Origin of the sequence: Pseudoalteromonas sp. SG41-5 (assembly GCF_014164495.1) — a bacterium.
In the GTDB taxonomy this organism is placed as follows: domain Bacteria; phylum Pseudomonadota; class Gammaproteobacteria; order Enterobacterales; family Alteromonadaceae; genus Pseudoalteromonas; species Pseudoalteromonas rhizosphaerae.
Genome location: NZ_JACJFH010000006.1, coordinates 60840 through 80444, shown reverse-complemented (window position 1 = coordinate 80444; position 19605 = coordinate 60840). Strand labels below are relative to the sequence as shown.

Below are 19605 nucleotides of genomic sequence, written 5' to 3'. Positions count from 1 at the left end.
TGAAGCAAAACGCGTTATATGGCAAAATCCCTGCTTTGATTTAAGTATTATTTTCAATACTGTGGGAAGCCCCGATACAATGAGCATGAACGCCCAGTTTTTCGTTCTAAAGCAACAAGATGAGTCATTAGCCAAGGCTGATGATCACTTTAGCTTAGCGGCTGATATTGCTGCTGAACAGTATCGTCTTGGTCATCGTATCTTTATTTACGTTGATGATCTTGAAATTGCCCATGCCATTGATGAAACTATTTGGTCATTCGACCCCGACAGTTTTGTGCCTCACAATCTCCAAGGTGAAGGTCCAAAAGGTGGTGCGCCCGTTGAAATAGGTACTACCCCGCCAGTCGGTAATCGTAAAGTTTTAATTAACTTGGCTGCACAATTGCCGGACTTTATTCGTCGGTTTAACCAAGTTTTTGATTTTGTGCCCGTTGAAGCCACTGCTAAACAAGCTGCCCGTGAGCGCTTTAAAAAGCTACGCCAACTCGGTGCTAATATCACCACGCAAGATATTAATAGCTAACATACCTTTTGTATAAATAGCTAACTAACTCATTTAAGTACTTATTTAAGGTTCTGTGTAATGGATAAAACCTACAATCCGCAAGATATTGAACAGTCGTTATACCAAGACTGGGAACAAAAAGGCTACTTCAAACCATCAGGTAAAGGCGATGCATATTCAATTATGATCCCGCCACCCAATGTCACTGGTAGCTTACACATGGGCCACGCTTTCCAAGACACCATTATGGATACCTTAACGCGTTTTAAACGTATGCAAGGTAATAACACATTATGGCAAGTAGGTACTGACCACGCAGGTATTGCTACGCAAATGCTGGTTGAACGTAAACTCTCTGCTGAAGAAGGTAAAACACGCCACGACTTAGGCCGTGAAGCTTTCATCGACAAAATTTGGCAGTGGAAAGAACAATCTGGCGGGACTATCACAAAACAACTTCGTCGCCTTGGCGCATCGGTTGACTGGGATCGTGAACGTTTCACAATGGATGACGGCTTATCAGAAGCAGTTAAAGAAGTGTTTGTACGCTTACACAAAGAAGATTTAATTTATCGTGGTAAGCGCCTAGTAAACTGGGATCCAAAGCTACACACGGCTATCTCTGATCTTGAAGTTGAAAACAAAGACAAACAAGGCCACATGTGGCACCTACGTTACCCATTGGCTGATGGTGTTACAACCCAAGACGGTAAAAACTACATTGTAGTGGCAACGACTCGCCCAGAGACCATGCTTGGTGACTCAGGTGTTGCAGTAAACCCAGATGACGAACGCTATCAAGACTTGATCGGTAAAGAGATTTTACTGCCGATTGTTAATCGTCGAATTAAAATTGTTGCTGATGAACATGCCGATAAAGACAAAGGCACTGGTTGTGTAAAAATCACGCCAGCACACGACTTTAACGATAACGAAGTTGGTAAACGTCATCAAATGCCGTTGATCAATATCTTCGATAAAGATGCCGCAATTCTAAGTCAAGGCGAAACGTACACCTTTGATGGTAAAGAGCTTGAGTTTGATGCACCAATTCCTGAGCGCCTGCATGGTCTTGACCGCTTCGATGCACGTAAAGCAATTGTGGCTGAATTTGAACAGTTAGGCCTACTTGAAAAGATTGAAGATCACGCTCTAACCGTACCTTACGGCGACCGCTCTGGTGTGGTTATTGAACCGCTACTTACTGACCAATGGTATGTACGTGTTGCACCACTGGCTGAGCCTGCAAAAGACGCAGTAAAAAATGGCGATATTCAATTTGTACCTAAGCAATACGAGAACATGTATTTCTCGTGGATGAACGACGTACAAGATTGGTGTATTTCGCGCCAGCTGTGGTGGGGTCACCGCATTCCAGCTTGGTACGACAGCGAAGGCAACGTTTTTGTTGGCCGTGATGAAGCAGAAGTACGTCGTGAAAACAACATTGCTGATAGCGTAACACTTAGCCAAGACGAAGATGTACTCGATACCTGGTTCTCATCAGCACTTTGGACTTTTTCAACCCAAGGCTGGCCTGCGAACACAGATGATTTGAAAACTTTCCACCCGTCTGACGTATTGGTAACTGGTTTTGATATTATCTTCTTCTGGGTAGCGCGCATGATCATGATGACCATGCATTTCATCAAAGATGATAACGGCAAGCCACAAGTGCCCTTTAAAACGGTTTACGTTACGGGTCTTATTCGCGATGAAAATGGCGATAAAATGTCAAAATCTAAAGGTAACGTACTTGATCCAATCGATATGATTGACGGTATCGACCTTGAAAGCTTAGTAACAAAACGCACCAGTAACCTGATGCAAGAAAAAGTTGCTAATAAAATCGAAAAAGATACTCGTAAAACCTTTGATAACGGCATTGAAGCCCACGGTACAGATGCACTGCGCTTTACTTTAGCGGCAATGGCATCAACTGGTCGTGACATCAACTGGGATATGAACCGCCTTGAAGGTTACCGCAACTTCTGTAATAAGTTATGGAACGCCAGCCGTTATGTACTAATGAACACCGAAGAGCAAGATTGTGGCTTTACAAATGATGCAGTTAAAGAGTATTCACTTGCTGATCGTTGGATCTTAGGCCAATTTGAAGCAACTGTTAAAACCTATACTGAGCACTTAGATAACTACCGTTTTGACCTTGCAGCAAATACGCTTTATGAGTTCACTTGGAACCAATTTTGCGATTGGTACTTAGAGCTGACAAAGCCTGTATTATTCAAAGGCAATGAAGCACAACAACGTGGTACGCGTCATACACTGATCACTGTGCTTGAAAGCCTACTGCGCTTAATGCACCCAATGATGCCATACATTACCGAAACGATTTGGCAACGTGTTGCGCCACTGGCAGGTCTTGAAACAGCGAACACTAGTATCATGGTACAAGCCTTCCCTGTTTACAATGAAGCTAACGTTGATGCAAAAGCAATGGATGATTTAGAGTGGGTTAAGCAATTCATTTTAGCTATTCGTAACATTCGTGGTGAAATGGATATTAGCCCAAGCAAGCCGTTATCAGTATTACTAGCAAATGCATCTGCGGATGATGTACGTCGTATTGAAGAAAATAAATCTTTCTTAGCATCACTTGCTAAAATTGAAGAATTTACGCTGCTTGATAACAAAGATGACGCACCTGCATGTGCAACATCTTATGTTGGTAACCTTGAGATCATGATCCCAATGGCAGGTCTAATCGATGTTGACGCCGAACTTGCACGCATTGCTAAGCAGCTTGAAAAAGCCGAAAAAGGCCTAGCTCAAGTGCAAAATAAACTAGCAAACGAAAAGTTTGTTAACAATGCACCTGAAGCAGTCCTTGCTAAAGAAAATGAGAAGCTTGCAGAGTTCTCAGATGCGAAAGCAAAACTACTTGAGCAAAAAGCCAAGATCGAAAGCTTGTAACTAGATGCGGGGAACCCCGCACAGCTAGACACAAAAAAAGCCGCGTTAATAAATAACGCGGCTTTTTATTTGCGCGGGATAAACCCGCGCCTACAAATTAAAACGTGTAGTTATACTGCGCACCAAATAAGTATGCATGGCCTTTTGATTCAAAGCCCCACTGCTGACCTAAGCCATCAGATTCAGTAAAGTTTTGTGTTTTACCACGGAGAATACTCATACCAATATCTAGGTTTGCTTGTTCGCTCATGGTGTAGTTAACACCAAACGAGTACCAAAAACGGTCAGTATCAGGGATAGAAATTGACAGGTGTTTTTGATCGGCTGGTGATTCATCATAAGCAATACCAGCACGTAATAGTACAGCATCGTTAAACTGATAATCGCCACCGATTGAGTAACGCATTGAGTTTGAGAAGTGCTCATCTTTAGAGAATACAGGTGTATCTTTGCCTGGAACATAAGCTTCTAGCTTTTGGAAACTATCCCAACCAGTCCATAATACACTGTAGTGTAAGCCTGTTTTCTCATCTAACTGGTGTGTACCAGAAAACTCAGCAATCGCAGGGAGAGTGATTTCAACACTTCCAGGTACACTTACGCCAGCTAGGCCACCGATTTGTGCAGGTAATTGGTTAGAAAACTCGCCATCAAATGTGATATCTGTCTCGCTACGATAGTTAAAACCAAAGCGACTATTTTCATCAATCTGATAGCTAGCTCCTAAGTTCCAACCAAAGCCTGTATCATCGCCTTCTAAATGTACTGCTTGAGTTTGTGCTGGTAAACCTAATGGATTGGCACCAAAATTACGAATGATTTTCGCATCTGCATAAACATAGTTTAAGCCAAGGCCAACACTAAATTGCTCATTGATTTTGTATGAACCACTTACGTTCATATTTACAGTAACAATCTCTGTTTCACCAGCAAGCTGGCCTGCAGGGTAATCTGCTTCAAATTCAGTTGATAAACCAAAATTTGAAAACGCACCAAAACCAACAGCAAACTTGTCATCGATAGGCATTACAAAATAACCTGCAGGAACAAAAGCGGCTGGCGCAATACTGCTGTCGTTTAGTTGACCAGGGTTAACTGATTGATTACTAGCTTCAGTGCCACGAAGGCTGACATCTGGAATGACAGCAATACCTGCAATACTTAGCTGCTGCTCTTTAAATACAGACATAAGAGCTGGGTTACGCGCAACTACAGAGGCATCATCAGCCACGGCTGCTTCACCAGCATATGCACGCCCTAAGCCAGAGGCATTTTGCTCTGCAAGCTGGAAAGCCGCTGCAAACGTATCTGCAGACATAACAGCAAATGATGCTGCAATTAAAGTTTTTGTAAATTTCATTGTGTTTCCTTAACCAAACAAAATGCTTGGGTTCCCATGTGTTGTCTCTAATTATTAGGAGTAAGTTACTTCAAAACCTTAGCACAGTACCTTACTTTTAAATAAAAAACTGTAACAAAGCGTTAAAAAACCCCATAAAAACCATTTTTTAACAGCAAAGTAACAGTTTTTTAAAACTCATCGGATAAGTTACAATAAAACTCACTTGCAATTAATTATCATTTAGATTGACTTGCTTGATAAGCACTATTAGACTGCCAAACAAGACTAGCAAAGGAGATGAAGCGGTGGAAATAGGATTAATTATTGCTGCGTTGGCTTTTTGTGGGATAAGTGTATATTGCTTTTGCAAAGCTAATTTTTGTGCCTGCACCAGAGCTGGCGAATGCGATAACCCTGTTAACCATTATTGGTTAGGTGCCATTGTCTGTGCTTTAGTCGCACTAGTATGCTGCTGTAGTGCGTTACATTCAGAAAATGGGACTTTATTGTGGCTACTATTAATGGTGAGTTGCTTCAGTGGTGCGCTATTATCGGCTAAGCAATCAACTAAAAAACACTGTGACAAAGCAATAACCAAAAAACCGCTTAAACCAACAGATGCTCTTTTAACAAACGAGCCAAATTAAGCTGATAATCTAATGGTTTGATACTCGCTAAAATCTTTAAGTCATGATCTGGTGAAGTTAAATCAACATCTTTTGCCGTAATATGATGACTATGCTTAGCATTATAGAAAACTTTAACTTTAGGTTGAATGGGGTTCTGATGATTACCTTCGGTTACTAATGCCAACCGTTCATTAGTTAATTTAACAATCGTGCCGACTGGATGTACACCTAAACACTTAATAAACCGCTGTACTAGCTCGCCATCAAACATGTGTTTATTAGCAAGTAAATAGCGCAGTGCGTTGACCGGTTCATCACCTAATTGATGGGGCCTGTCCGCTGTCATCGCGTCATACACATCAACTATCGCCATAATTCGTGCTGGTCGACTAAGTTTTTCACCCAGAAGACCTCGAGGATAACCACTGCCATCTAAGCGCTCATGGTGATTAACTATCATATCAAGCATTAATGGGGTAATGCCTTTTTCGCCTTTTACCAATCCTAAACTTTGCGCTACATGCTTTTTAATCGCTTGCATCTCAAGTTTATTTACTTTTTCAGATTTAGAAAAAATCCCTTGTGGTAATTTAGCTTGTCCCAAATCGTGCAGCAAGGCACCCATGGCCAGCTCTTGCACAACACTTTCTTTGTAACCTAAGTACTTGGCAAATACAGTGACAAAAATGGCGCAGTTAGTCATATGTCGCCAGTTGTACATATGCTTATCTTTAATGCGGGTTAAAATAGTCATTGCATTATGATTACGAAATACCGATGCCACAATATCTTTAGCTATACCATCAAGCAGTGCGATATTCATCTTTAAGCCTGAGGTAACGTCGCCATATAAACTTTGTAAATTACGATTATGTTGCTCATAGCTCACACTCGCTTTAGCAAACTCTTGCTCAACTGAAATAACCTTTTTTATCTTTAATTTATTAGGGTTATTGGCCGTTGCAGCAGCGACTTCAGGTTTGAGCTGATATTTGGCAGGAACACTCACATCACTTTGCGTAAAATCTATCAGCAGCTCTTGAACTCCTTCGGATACCAAGCGCTTAATGATCGATTTATCGCGAACTAGGCCGCGAGTTTTGATTTTTATACTATCAACCCCCTCAAACTGCTTGCTAACACTGTCAACAAACATTCCTGGTACGAGTTCAGAAATTGGAAGGGTAATAAGCATATAAAGTGATTAATTCATTTCAAAAAATAATAATTACTGATTATCAACGATCCACTACAAATGTCTATAACAAAAGTAACGAATACGAAATAAGCACTAGGAAATGATGAATTGGTGAGTTGGTGAGTTGGCGAGTTGGCGAGTTGGCGAGTCAATAATAGTTATGGATTACACTAGGTCCTAGTGGTTAGGACCTAGTGGCTAACACATTACTCTTGGAAGTAAGTGCCCCAGCCGTCGTATTCTACGTCGGTGTCGATCGCAAGTTGTGCTAGTTTATCAACATCTTCCATTATTACCTCAACATCTAACTCAGCTTCAACAACGATGTCAAAGCCCCAAATCTTACTGCCGTCTTCAAGCTCAAGCTCTGCAGGCTCTTCAACGTCATAGCCTAGTTTAAACGCAGCGAGTGCAGCTTGCTCAAGCTTGACAAAGTCTTCGCAAACAAAGTGATGTTCTACTTCGTATAAGATCTCAGGATCAGAACCATCTTCTAATAACGAAGTTACAATGTCTTCACTAATTTCACGCCAATTTTCCATTACTTTTCTCTCACTTGAGCATCTAATTCAGTTATTCTAGCAGCCATTTTGCTATGAATACGCTTTGCGTGTTCACGTGCTCCAATCGTTTTATCAAGTGGTTCTGGCGCTAACATGTCTATGTAGATTATACCATTGTCCCAGCGATTTAGCTTAATGGTTTTATATGTTGTGCTCATACATACAGGTACTACAGGTACATCCGCATTTAAAGCCGTGTGAAATGCACCTGTTTTAAATGGTAATAAGCCACGTCCGTAACTGCGGGTTCCCTCTGGGAAAATCCACACTGACAGGCCTTTTTGTTTGATTTTATCGGCCGATTTAGTGATCGTGCCAGCCGCTTTAGAGCGATTACCCCGATCAATTAGAATATTGCCCGAAAGCCAATATAGCTGTCCAAAAAATGGGATCCACTTAAGACTTTTTTTACCTAAACTGACACAGTTTTTTGGTACCGCCGCCGGTAAAGTGAAAATATCGTAATTATTTTGATGGTTTGCAACATATACTGCAGGGCCACAACTTTGCGCGTCAGGATGGCGTGTAATAACCACGTTTACACCAAGCATTTTAGCCACTGTACCAAACCAACTTGAAATAATATGTACATTATTTATATGAAAAGGTTTTACTAAACAAAGGAGTAAACCAAATACACAGCTTAATAAAATAAACAATGCCATAATAACAATACGAATAATAGCTAACAAAGAAAACGCTCCAAAAATAATAACGTCGGCATTATAGCGTTATTTTTACCGCTAAACGAGTGTTTAGCGAACACATGTAAGCTTAAAATAATTTTCTGCTTTAAAAACAAACGACCTGCAATAGCAGGCCGTTTTATTCATAGATATAAAAAAAATACTTACTCAGTTTCTGTCGGCTCAATGTCATCATCAATCGCCGTCAACTCTACAACCGCTTCATCGACACGCTGTAAACCACGCGGTAATTTATTACCTCGACGACCACGCTCACCATGATAATGCTCTAAATCACTGGGTTTAAGAGTCAGCTTACGCTTACCTGCATGCAGGGTAACACTGGTACCTTCAGGCACCACTGCCAGCACTTTAACAAACTCTTCACGCGCTTGTACTTTGGCACTTGGGATAGAGATTATCTTGTTACCCTTACCTTTACCTAGTTTTGGTAAATCACGTAATGGGAATAACAACATCCGGCCTTCATTCGATATCGCCATACAGTAATCGTTAGCAACATCATTAACCCTAATTGGCGCTAATAATTGCCCACCTTTAGGCACACTAACCAAGGCTTTACCGTTTTTGTTTTTACTTACTAGATCTACAAAATCAGTAATAAAACCATAACCTGCATCTGATGCCATTAACAGTACTTGTTTGTCTTCGCCCATCACTACATGCTCAAAATTAGCACCTGCAGTGAGGTTAAACCGCCCTGTCATTGGTTCACCTTGGCTTCGTGCCGACGGTAACCCATGCGCATCAGTGGCAAATGCACGCCCAGCAGAATCTAAGAACACCGCAGGTTGATTACTCTTACCACGGGCAGAGGCTTTATATGCATCGCCAGCTCGATAACTGAGCCCTTCAACATCTAAATCATGGCCTTTACCAACACGCGCCCAACCTTTTTCAGACAACACAACGGTTACTGATTCTGATGGGATTAAATCTTTTTCGCTTAATGCTTTCGCTTCAAGACGTTCGACAATCGGTGAACGGCGATCGTCACCATACAGCTCTGCTGCTTCTTGAATCTCTTTTTTTAGTAACGTCGACATACGACGTTCAGAGCCTAAAGTCAGCTGTAATTTATCGCGCTCTTTGGCAAGCTCATCTTGCTCCCCACGAATTTTAAACTCTTCAAGTTTCGCTAAATGACGTAGTTTTAATTCAAGGATTGCTTCGGCTTGGATGTCTGTAATACCAAAGCGTTCCATTAATACCGGCTTTGGCTTGTCTTCGGCACGAATAATTTCGATCACTTCGTCAATATTTAAGAAGGCTGCCAATAAACCTTCTAAAATATGTAAACGAGCCAATACTTTATCTAAACGGTATTGCAGGCGACGGCGCACTGTTTCACGGCGGAACACCAGCCACTCAGTTAAAATGGTTCGTAAATCTTTTACCTGCGGACGGCCATCAAGGCCAAGCATATTGATATTAACGCGGTAATTTTTTTCCAAGTCTGTAGTGGCAAATAAATGAGCCATTAACGGCTCCACTTTAATGCGATTAGAACGCGGAATGATGACAATCCGGGTTGGATTTTCATGATCTGATTCGTCACGTAAATCAGCCACCATAGGCAGCTTTTTGGCATTCATTTGCGCTGCGATTTGCTCAAGTACTTTACCACCAGAACATTGATGTGGCAGTGCAGTAATGACAATATCGCCGTGCTCCTCTGTATAAATAGCGCGCATTTTTATCGAACCACGGCCGGTTTGATAAATTTTACGAATATCCGCTTTTGAAGTAATTATTTCAGCTTCAGTTGGGTAATCGGGAGCTTGTACATGCTCAAGCAATTGATCTAGTTCAGCTTTAGGGTTATCCAATAGCAAACAACAGGCACTGGCTACTTCGCGTACGTTATGTGGCGGAATGTCAGTTGCCATACCCACTGCAATACCCGTAATACCATTGAGTAAAATATGTGGTAAGCGTGATGGTAATACTTGTGGCTCGTCCATTGTGCCATCAAAGTTTGGCGTCCAATCAACAGTCCCTTGGCCAAGTTCTTTTAACAGTACTTCTGAGAACTTAGATAAACGCGCTTCGGTATAACGCATTGCCGCAAATGACTTTGGATCATCTGCAGCACCCCAGTTCCCTTGCCCATCAACTAATGGGTAACGATAAGAAAACGGTTGTGCCATTAACACCATGGCTTCATAACAAGCGCTATCACCATGAGGATGGTACTTACCGAGTACATCACCAACGGTACGGGCTGACTTTTTATATTTAGCCGTTGCCGATAAACCCAGTTCGCTCATGGCGTAAATAATACGACGTTGTACTGGTTTTAGACCATCGCCAATATGTGGCAATGCCCTATCCATGATCACATACATGGAATAATTCAAATAGGCGTCTTCGGTAAAACGCCCCATTGTTTGTTGCTCAATTCCTTGCAATAGCAAGGTATCTGTATCACTCATCAAAGCCTACCTAATTTTTTTTATAGCTTACACGGTAGATCACATTGGCATAATCATCGGAGATCAATAAGCTGCCATCGGCAAGTTCTGCAAAAGCAACCGGACGACCCAATGTTTCTTCGTTTTTCATAAAGCCCGTAATAAACGGCGTGTATTTTATCACACGTCCTTGCTCAATAGTGGCAACTGCCACTTTATATCCAGATTTTTTACTACGGTTCCAAGAGCCGTGTTCAGCAACAAATAATTGTTGCTTATAATTAGCAGGAAATTGTTTACCTTGATAAAAATGAATCCCTAATGGGGCTACATGCGCACCCAAGGCTAAAGCTGGGGCACTGTAATCGGCAATATTTTTACCTTTACCAAATTCAGGATCTAAGATGGCACCTGCATGCACATAGGGAAAACCAAAATGTTCACCTTCGGTTGTTAAGCGGTTTAGTTCATCCGGTGGAAGATCATCACCCATCATGTCTCTGCCATTATCACTAAACCACATAGCTTGGGTGCTAGGATGAAAGTCAAAGCCAACAGAGTTACGCACACCTTGTGCTAACGTGGTCATTTGTTTGGTGTTTACATCCAATGAAAATATTCGCCCATAGCGCTCATCTTCAGCGCAAATATTACAAGGTACACCCACAGGAATGATCAGCTCGCCGGTTGGTGAGAAGCGTAAAAACTTCCAACCGTGATGACGCTCTGTCGGTAATGCGTCGTAAACCACTTCATATTTAGGTGCTTTCAATTGTGTATCAATATTTTTGAAGCGAATAATACGTTGTACTTCAGCAACATATAAGTCGCCATCTTTGATCGCTAAACCTGAAGGCATAGTTAAACCACTGGCCACCAAAATTTGTTTATCAGCAACCCCATCACTATTGTGATCAATCAGTGCATACACATTTCCCGCGTTTCGCGAGCCAACATACACAATACCTTTTTTAGATACTGCTAATTGCCGTGCATTTTCCACATCACTGGCAAATATGTTTACAGTAAAGCCATCAGGAACACTGAGTTCTTTAAGGATTTCTTTTGCTGCTAAGGGAGTACTTAGCAAGCCTAATGTTAATACAGAAACTAGTAATTTATTCATCGATTTCTACCCTATTACGGCCATGATCTTTTGCGGCATATAACGCTTTGTCTGCTTTTTTAAATAAATCTTTAAATGAGCCTAGTTGCGCTTGCTTTTGCGCCACACCAAAACTTGCAGTGACTTTGATCTCATTTCCATCACTGATTATACGTTCTTTTTCAATCTCAGTTTTAATTCGATAAGCAATTTCAGTGGCTTCAGCTAAAGTGGTATTGTTGAGTACCACTAAAAACTCTTCGCCACCAATGCGCCCTAGAATATCATTCTCTCTGATCGCTCGCAGAGATGTATTCGTGATCGCTTGTAACACTAAATCCCCTGCCGGGTGGCCAAAATCATCATTAATGTTTTTAAAGTGGTCTAAATCAAAAGCAATCAAACAAAAATTGTGATCATCTTTTTTTAACTGTTGCCACTGTAACTGAGCAAACTCTATTATTTTACGTCGATTAGCCACACCAGTTAAAACGTCCGTATTGGCTAGCACACTAAATTTGCGCTTTAAACGATATTGTCGCCATGAAAAGATTAACAGCAATAAAAATAATAATAGTACGCTTAGCATAATGGTTTTTTGTAATGCTTGCTGTTGCTTAATTTCTTGTAATGCAAATTCGCTAAGTTCTTTATCTTTTTCAAGCAGCTGTCGTTCAATTTCTACTTGTTTAGTATCAAACTGAACTTGATAGCGAGAACGGGATAACTCGCGCACTTTATTATAATGTTGAGCATTTAAAGCGATAAGATCTTGCTGATGTAAGTACGCCTGCTGATAATCTTGTTGCTGCACCGCAAGCTGAGTAAGCAAGCGGGTTAACTTCAATAGTGATGTGATACTGTTTTCTATCGGAATTTGCTTCGACAACTGCTGCGCTTTAGTTAAGGTTATCGTGGCTTGCTCAGGCAAATTCAGTGCTAACTCAATACCTGCTTGAGTATAGAAGTGGTTAGCAATGGTAACTACATCTTCAAGCCTGTCAAAATATTGATTACTCAATGACAAATAATGGCTAGCTTGAGCCATATCTTGTTCTAATAAATATGCTTCCGCTAAGATAATATAACCGTAGTACACTAATTTTTCATTGGCTAACTTTTTGCTCAACGTCAGTAATTTCTGACTACTTGCAATCGCCTCTTGGCTGCGCCCCATCTTTAAATAAACTTTAGCTAAATGAAAATACGACACTAAACTGTCAAACGCTAAGTCATGTTTTAAAAAATAATCTAATGCCTTAGTTTGCACTTCAATTGCTTTGTTGTAATCAAACAAATATTCGTACGATTTTGCCATTGTTGATTCTATGTAGGCTAAATCAAGTAAACTTCCACTACGCTTAATAATTACATAACTTTTATAGAAGTAATCTAATGCCCGAATATCATCATGGTTATACACATAAAAATTAGCTAAAGCGCCATATACATCACTTTTTAGCTTATCATTATCAAGTTGTTCAACTAGCTCTTTAGCTGTCATTAAAACTGCTAATGATTTTTCAGTTTGCCCAGTAAAATTGTAAATATCCGATTTTACTAAGTAGTAGCTTATCAGCGCATCACTACTTAGTGAGTTTAGCTGCTTCGCTATTTGCTGTTCCAATTCAATGGATTTAGTTATTTCACCATTTAATAAGTAATTTTCAGCTAAATTGAGTTGTAACCTTGTGCGTTGTAACACTGTTAAGCGACTCGTATGCTCTACTAATAATAGCGCTACAAACTCAATGGCTTGGCCTGGATCCTGAATGCTTTTTTCGTGGGCGGTATGCAGTTGTGTTGTTAACCATTGCTCATCAAAAGCGGTTTTTTGCTGTGCTTTTAAAGGTGCGCAGTACAAGTACAAACAAGTAACAAGAATCGTTAATAAAACTAAACTGTTTAAATGTTTAAAACAACTCCCTTGCTGTACTTGCATGGCATTACACCCTTGAAAAATCACACTTGAGCACGATTACCGTGGTCTTCTAACCATTGACGACGATCTGATGAGCGCTTTTTCGCCAGCAACATATCCATCATTTCCATGGTTTCAACTTCATCTTCTAAGGTTAGCTGGACTAAGCGGCGAGTATTAGGATCCATGGTCGTTTCGCGTAGTTGCAGTGGGTTCATTTCACCCAAGCCTTTGAAACGCTGTACGTTTACTTTACCGCGTTTTTTCTCTGCTTCAATACGCGCTAGGATGCCGGATTTTTCATCTTCATCAAGGGCATAATAAACATCTTTACCAATGTCGATTCTAAACAACGGCGGCATAGCTACATATACGTGACCCGTTTTCACCAACGTTGGGAAATGACGAACAAATAGTGCACACAACAAAGTCGCAATATGCAGTCCATCGGAGTCAGCATCCGCTAAGATGCAAATTTTATTATAGCGTAAAGAAGAGATATCAGTTGAGTCAGGGTCGATACCCAGCGCCACAGAAATATCGTGCACCTCTTGTGATGCTAAAATTTGCCCTGATTCAACTTCCCACGTATTCAAAATTTTACCACGTAGTGGCATTATTGCCTGAAACTCACGATCACGTGCTTGTTTAGCTGAGCCACCAGCTGAGTCACCTTCTACTAAAAATAGCTCGGTACGGTCGTTATCTGCAGCGCTACAGTCGGTTAATTTGCCCGGTAATGCGGGACCTGCGGTAACACGCTTACGCACCACTTTTTTGGCTGCGCGAAGACGTTTCTGTGCATTAGAAATACATAACTCTGACAGTAACTCAGCAGTATCGGTGTGCTCATTTAACCATAAACTGAATGCATCTTTTACCACCCCAGATACAAATGCCGAGCACGAACGAGAAGATAATTTCTCTTTGGTTTGACCGGCAAATTGTGGATCTTGCATTTTCACTGATAAAACGTAGCTACACCGTTCCCAAATGTCATCGGGGGTGAGCTTAACGCCACGCGGCAGTAAGTTTCTAAATTCACAAAACTCACGCATAGCCTCGAGTAAACCTTGTCGCAAACCATTTACGTGAGTACCGCCTTGCGCAGTTGGTATTAAGTTAACGTAACTTTCAGCTATCGATTCACCGCCTTCAGGTAACCAAACAACCGCCCAATCAGCACCTTCCGTTGAACTTGAAAACTCACCGGTAAATGGGTCTTTTGGCAGTACTTCGTAACCTTTAACAGCTTCGTTTAAGTAGTCTTTAAGGCCTGTTTCGTAATACCACTCTTGGGTTTCTTTGGTTTGTTTATTAACAAACTTAATACGTAAACCTGGGCAAAGTACGGCTTTAGCTTTTAATAAATGATGTAATTTAGTCAACGAGAAATTAGCTGAATCAAAGTAGCTTACATCAGGCCAAAAACGTACAGTTGTACCTGTATTACGTTTACCTACGGTGCCTATAACATGAAGATCTTCAACTTTATCACCGCTTTCAAACGCCATCATGTATTGTTGTGCATCGCGGCGCACAACCACTTCAACGCGCGTTGATAATGCATTAACCACGGAGATCCCTACCCCGTGCAAACCACCTGAAAATTGGTAGTTTTTATTAGAGAACTTGCCACCAGCATGCAGCTTGGTAAAAATCAATTCGACCCCAGGAATACCTTCTTCTGGGTGAATATCGATAGGCATACCACGGCCATCATCGCTAACTTCTAGCGAATTATCTTCATGCAAAATGACATCAATTCTAGTGGCATGTCCGGCCATGGCTTCATCGACACTGTTATCAATAACCTCTTGTCCTAAGTGATTAGGACGGGTGGTGTCGGTGTACATACCAGGGCGGCGTTTAACAGGTTCTAACCCATTTAATACTTCAATGGCTTCGGCGTTATAATTTTGCTGACTCATAGTTTTTATCTTTTATGCGCTTAGCTAAGTTTTACGTGATTTTAAGAAAATCTACAATACTAGCAATGGAGTCATCAAAGCCAACAAAGCTATGATCACCACCAGATTCTATCTGTTGCTTGCATTGTGAATAATATTTAACGGCCTGCTGATAATCCAGTACTTCATCACCCGTTTGCTGTAATAAGTACAGTAATGATGGGCGCTCTAAGCTAGGTATCGACAGTGATTTTAACGCGTTAATATGACTATTGTTGAGCTCGTAATGGCTATCCTGATAGGGATTATAGTTCGGCCCTAACAAAGAACTCAACAATAAATAAGGCTTAACCGCAGGGTTTATAACCACTGCTGGTAACTGATATTTTTGCGATAAATAAGTGGCGTAAAAACCACCTAAAGAACTGCCAAGTAATACAGTATTTGGCGTTAATAATTGTTCAATTTGAATTATCGCATGAAACGGTTCATGGCTTAGCCGTGGCACACAATAATCAACGTCATAGTGTGCCATATACTCACCAAAGCGGACAGCTTTAAATGAATGTTCACTGCTATTAAAACCATGAATATAAATTACTCGTTGGGCCACATCAGTTCCGAGTTAATTAATAGTTTTGCACTGTTTGTTGGCTTTGATATTGTCAACAATCGATAACCAGGCCCCGCATTGTGTTGCTGCCAGTCATCGGTGTGTTTAGTAAACTGCACTGAGCTTGCTGGCGTGGCAAAAATCTCAATACTTCTGAATTTAAATTGATAGTCATTGTGAACATGACCATGAAATAACTGCCTTACTAGCGCGCTATTATGCAATACATTAAGTAGTTGCGGGCCATTTTCGAGCATATGCTTGTCTAGGTAACCATTAATAGGTAATGGATTATGGTGGCAAAAAGCCACGCTCGGCGACTGTGTAGTCGCTAATAAATCAGCGAGTTCATTTAAATCGGCTTCGCTTACCCAACCTGCTGGTGTTGGCCCTTTAGAGCTAATTAACAACACTTCAAAGCCATCGGCAATTAACCGTTTTGCACTATTGATTTGACCACCAGAAATACGCTGCATCGCACTGATATCATCATGATTACCAGGCAGCCAAAAAACAGGGCAAGTAAGCGCTGAGTCGGCAATCAGCTGAGCAAACAACAAATATGATGCAAAACTGTGATCTTGGGTTAAATCGCCACCAAAGATCACAGCGTCTAATGACTGGTGTGCCATATCAGCAAGCGCGCGAGAAAAGTGCTCAGCGGTATTGACCGCAAAATACTCCCCTTGTGGGTCTGCAAATAAGTGACAATCGGTAATATGCGCTAAGCGCAGCTGAGTATTATTGAACTGCGCCGACTCATCAAACCAGGCCATCATTTATATCCCAGTTAAGTACCGCTCGACCACTTTCAACACACGCCACTAACCAATCATACAAAAACGCATTAAGTTGATATTTTTCATCTTTTTGATGCATTTGCGGATTAGGGTAACCATATGAAGGTTTGATCCTTTGATGGTAATCATGGTGAATTATTTCAGCAACTTTTGCATCGTGATATAAACGCACAGTTAAAAACAGCGGATTAACCCCTTTTAACATACCGGTTAATTGGGTTATTGAAATATCCATCGTGTATTTAGCACAGCCATCCACCTTAATTACAAACTGGTTATTACCCAATTGTACTTGACGTGTATTGCCTTCTTTGCGCTCATTGGGCAGCAATTTTAAAGCACGTAAGTAGTTATGCTCACATAACGTCAAGTATTTAGGAAGACTCTGAATATATCGTTGTTTCACTGCAAGTGCTGTCACATTACCGCCATAAAGTTAGAGGTTAAGGGTAGTCTATTACTATTTTAGCTGCGCTGATTAATTATACGTTCGCGATTAAGCGCTAACCACTGCAATGAAATTACCGAGGCAGCATTATCTATCTCACCGGTTGCTAAACGCGCCATTGCATCATCAAAACTGAGAATATGCGTTTTAATATCTTCACCTTCAGTTGCAAGTCCATACACGTCACTTTGTAGCTGACTTAAATCAGTTTTTGCAAGATAAAGATGTAACCGCTCAGTAGTCCCTCCTGGGCTTGACAGGTACGATAGCATAAATTCCAATTCGCTCAGTACTAAGCCCGCTTCTTCAAATGCTTCGCGCCTAGCGACATCTTCATAATTAGTACTGCCATCGGTCATGCCTGCTATACATTCTAATAACCAAGGTGACTGTTTAGTTCTTATCGCGCCAATACGTATTTGTTCTATCAATAAAATACTATCTGCTATGGGATCATACGGTAAAACTGCAACCGCGTCACCGCGTTCGAGTATCTCACGACGGATAGTCTCTGATTGCCCCCCGCAAATAATGCATGTTCAAACTGATATAAGTTAATATTAAAAAAGCCGCTATAAAGTACTTCTATAGGAGCAATTTTAACGTCTTGTTTGGTAAATTTTGTGAGCTTTTCATCAGCCATGAAGTTTCCTATTACACATGCTATTACTTGAATTTAAACCTAGATACTTACTATCATGTCCGGGGATTATACCCAAACCACCTCAAGATGCAGAATCCAGCGTTTCACAGGGGCTTAATATCAAGGCGTTACTTTGCAACAATGGCAGTCCCTTTTAAGAAGTAACAACGATGAGAGTAAGTTCCTGTGAAACGCCCAGGGGGTTGGTTTAAAAGCGATTTATACTGCGTTATTGATTTTAATAATAGAACCACTATAACTTACAATCAATGCCTTGCCTAAATCGCTTTTAATTCCAACTGAAACTGACATATTGAGGTGGTTTGGGTATATATTCTGTTACACTTGTTTACGCTGTTTTACGCAAATTTTTTTTTGTTCTTAAGTAAAACAGGTTACCATGCTTTTAGAACGTAAATTGTCTAAGGACTGAACGAATAATGAAAAAAAACATTCTTGCTGCGCTGATTGGTATATCTTGCGCATTAACTGCCACAGCGTCAAATGCTGAAGACTTATTACAAGTTTATGAAATTGCCACAGCTAACGATCCTACTGTTTTAAAAGCAAAAGCCCAAGCAAACGCACAAGCTTATAACAGTGACCGTGCAATGAGCGCATTATTGCCACAAATCGGTTTTTCTATGGGGTATGATAAAACCGATAGCACATCATTTAATGGTACTGATGCAGCAGGTTACACCAAGGTCGATAGCGATTCAGATACATTCAGCCGTGGTCTTAAACTAAGCCAGACACTGTTTGATTTAGGTGCATGGAATTCACTCGGTATTGCAGACAAACAAGCGTTGCAAGCAGCTGCTCAATATGACTTTGCCAAGCAAGATCTCATTGTTCGTGTTGCTGATGGCTATTTCAACGTATTAAGTTCGATTGATAACTTAGAATTTGTACAATCTGAAAAACGCGCTATTGAACGTCAACTTGAGCAAACCAAACAGCGTTATGCAGTAGGCTTAACGGCAATTACCGATGTGCATGAAGCGCAAGCACAATTCGATAACTCGGTTGCCCGCGAAATCGTTGCCAGAAACGGCGTTGAAACCGCCCGTGAGCAGCTTCGCGAAATCACCGGTAAATATCACGCTAAGCTGGATATGTTAAACACTGAGACTTTCTCTACCGTTCAACCAGCAAAAAAATCACCCGATTATATTAAGCTTGCAGAACAAAATAATTTAACTCTGCAGGTCTCTAAAGTAACGGTTGATATCGCTAAAGATCAAATTGATTTAGCACAAGCGGGTCATTACCCTAAGCTGACTTTAGATGCCAGCTACGGTGATACACTAACTGATAGCAATAGCAACACTGCGCGCCCACGTGGTGATAGTACAAATATTGGCATTAACTTTAGTGTGCCAATATATTCAGGCGGTGCTACTACTGCAGCGACTGAGCAAGCACGTGCTTTTTATGTTGCTGCAAGTGAAGATTTAGAAGCAAGTCTACGTGGCGTAACCCGTTCGGTGATCACCTCTTATAATCAAGTAGTATCAGATATTGCGACCTTTAAAGCCCTTGAACAAGCAGTAGTTTCTGCTGAAAGTGCATTAAAAGCCACTGAAGCTGGTTTTGAAGTGGGTACTCGTACTATTGTTGACGTACTGGTCAGTACACAAAACTTATTTAACGCCAAACGTAACCTCGCTGATGTACGCTATCGCTACGTTGTATCAACGCTACGCTTAAAACAAGCAGCGGGCACGTTAACAAGTAATGATTTACAAGCCATCAACCAAGGTTTAAAAGAAATCCAATAAAGATAAGCTTAACATTACTCATTTAAAAGCCAGCAACTTGCTGGCTTTTTTGTATTTTTTTATTCATCCAGTTAAACTAGCTTCTT

15 protein-coding genes and 1 pseudogene are annotated in these 19605 nt (G+C 40.9%); 4 read left to right on the top strand and 12 right to left on the bottom strand.

All coding sequences use genetic code 11. From position 1 onward, the window contains the following. Positions 1 to 79 precede the first annotated feature (79 nt). The gene (locus H5232_RS03130; protein ID WP_145234983.1) at positions 80 to 526 is read left to right on the top strand and encodes a DNA polymerase III subunit chi; all 447 of its coding nucleotides are present in this window, start codon (positions 80 to 82) and stop codon (positions 524 to 526) included. A 60-nt stretch (positions 527 to 586) separates the two neighbouring features. Beyond that, entirely contained in the window at positions 587 to 3442 is a 2856-nt protein-coding gene (locus H5232_RS03125; protein WP_182830551.1) for a valine--tRNA ligase, read from the top strand. Positions 3443 to 3539: 97 nt separating this feature from the next. Here H5232_RS03125 and H5232_RS03120 read toward each other — a convergent pair whose 3' ends face one another. After that, the gene (locus H5232_RS03120) at positions 3540 to 4802 is read right to left on the bottom strand and encodes an outer membrane protein transport protein (protein ID WP_182830550.1); all 1263 of its coding nucleotides are present in this window, start codon (positions 4800 to 4802) and stop codon (positions 3540 to 3542) included. Between the two features lie 287 nt (positions 4803 to 5089). On the opposite strand from H5232_RS03120, the gene H5232_RS24105 reads away from it, so the two are divergent. Then, entirely contained in the window at positions 5090 to 5431 is a 342-nt protein-coding gene (locus tag H5232_RS24105; protein ID WP_259399182.1) for a hypothetical protein, read from the top strand. Here H5232_RS24105 and H5232_RS03110 read toward each other — a convergent pair. The 11 genes and pseudogenes from H5232_RS03110 to H5232_RS03060 all read right to left on the bottom strand — a co-directional run bounded on the left by H5232_RS03110 (position 5391) and on the right by H5232_RS03060 (position 17735). Continuing rightward, entirely contained in the window at positions 5391 to 6608 is a 1218-nt protein-coding gene (locus tag H5232_RS03110) for an HD-GYP domain-containing protein (protein WP_182797799.1), read from the bottom strand. The genes H5232_RS24105 and H5232_RS03110 overlap by 41 nt on opposite strands. A 209-nt stretch (positions 6609 to 6817) precedes the next feature. After that, positions 6818 to 7153, bottom strand: a complete 336-nt coding sequence (rraB, locus tag H5232_RS03105) for a ribonuclease E inhibitor RraB (protein WP_182718447.1) — start codon at positions 7151 to 7153, stop codon at positions 6818 to 6820. Continuing rightward, positions 7153 to 7866, bottom strand: coding sequence for a 1-acylglycerol-3-phosphate O-acyltransferase (locus tag H5232_RS03100; protein WP_149981260.1), 714 nt, complete (start codon positions 7864 to 7866; stop codon positions 7153 to 7155). Before H5232_RS03100 ends, rraB begins: the two co-directional genes overlap by 1 nt. A gap of 158 nt (positions 7867 to 8024) precedes the next feature. Next, on the bottom strand, positions 8025 to 10316 hold the full coding sequence (gene parC, locus H5232_RS03095; protein WP_182794630.1) for a DNA topoisomerase IV subunit A: 2292 nt from the start codon (positions 10314 to 10316) through the stop codon (positions 8025 to 8027). 10 nt (positions 10317 to 10326) lie between these two features. Continuing rightward, positions 10327 to 11421 carry a sorbosone dehydrogenase family protein gene (locus tag H5232_RS03090; RefSeq protein ID WP_149981262.1) on the bottom strand — a complete coding sequence of 365 codons (1095 nt, stop codon included), beginning with the start codon at positions 11419 to 11421 and terminating at the stop codon, positions 10327 to 10329. After that, on the bottom strand, positions 11414 to 13342 hold the full coding sequence (locus H5232_RS03085; RefSeq protein ID WP_182718450.1) for a GGDEF domain-containing protein: 1929 nt from the start codon (positions 13340 to 13342) through the stop codon (positions 11414 to 11416). The genes H5232_RS03090 and H5232_RS03085 overlap by 8 nt, the downstream gene beginning before the upstream one ends. Before the next feature lie 20 nt (positions 13343 to 13362). Further along, on the bottom strand, positions 13363 to 15252 hold the full coding sequence (gene parE, locus H5232_RS03080) for a DNA topoisomerase IV subunit B (RefSeq protein ID WP_145234966.1): 1890 nt from the start codon (positions 15250 to 15252) through the stop codon (positions 13363 to 13365). A 31-nt stretch (positions 15253 to 15283) separates the two neighbouring features. After that, a complete protein-coding gene (locus tag H5232_RS03075) occupies positions 15284 to 15844 on the bottom strand; it encodes a YqiA/YcfP family alpha/beta fold hydrolase (RefSeq protein ID WP_182830549.1) in 561 nt (186 codons plus the stop codon). Then, positions 15829 to 16620, bottom strand: coding sequence for a metallophosphoesterase (locus tag H5232_RS03070; protein WP_182797802.1), 792 nt, complete (start codon positions 16618 to 16620; stop codon positions 15829 to 15831). Before H5232_RS03070 ends, H5232_RS03075 begins: the two co-directional genes overlap by 16 nt. Continuing rightward, a complete protein-coding gene (locus H5232_RS03065; RefSeq protein WP_182718453.1) occupies positions 16607 to 17065 on the bottom strand; it encodes a DUF1249 domain-containing protein in 459 nt (152 codons plus the stop codon). Before H5232_RS03065 ends, H5232_RS03070 begins: the two co-directional genes overlap by 14 nt. A 44-nt stretch (positions 17066 to 17109) precedes the next feature. After that, a pseudogene (locus H5232_RS03060) lies at positions 17110 to 17735 on the bottom strand (NUDIX domain-containing protein). Positions 17736 to 18175: 440 nt separating this feature from the next. Here H5232_RS03060 and tolC point away from each other — a divergent pair. Beyond that, the gene (gene tolC, locus H5232_RS03055; protein WP_149981266.1) at positions 18176 to 19519 is read left to right on the top strand and encodes an outer membrane channel protein TolC; all 1344 of its coding nucleotides are present in this window, start codon (positions 18176 to 18178) and stop codon (positions 19517 to 19519) included. Positions 19520 to 19605: the final 86 nt, after the last annotated feature.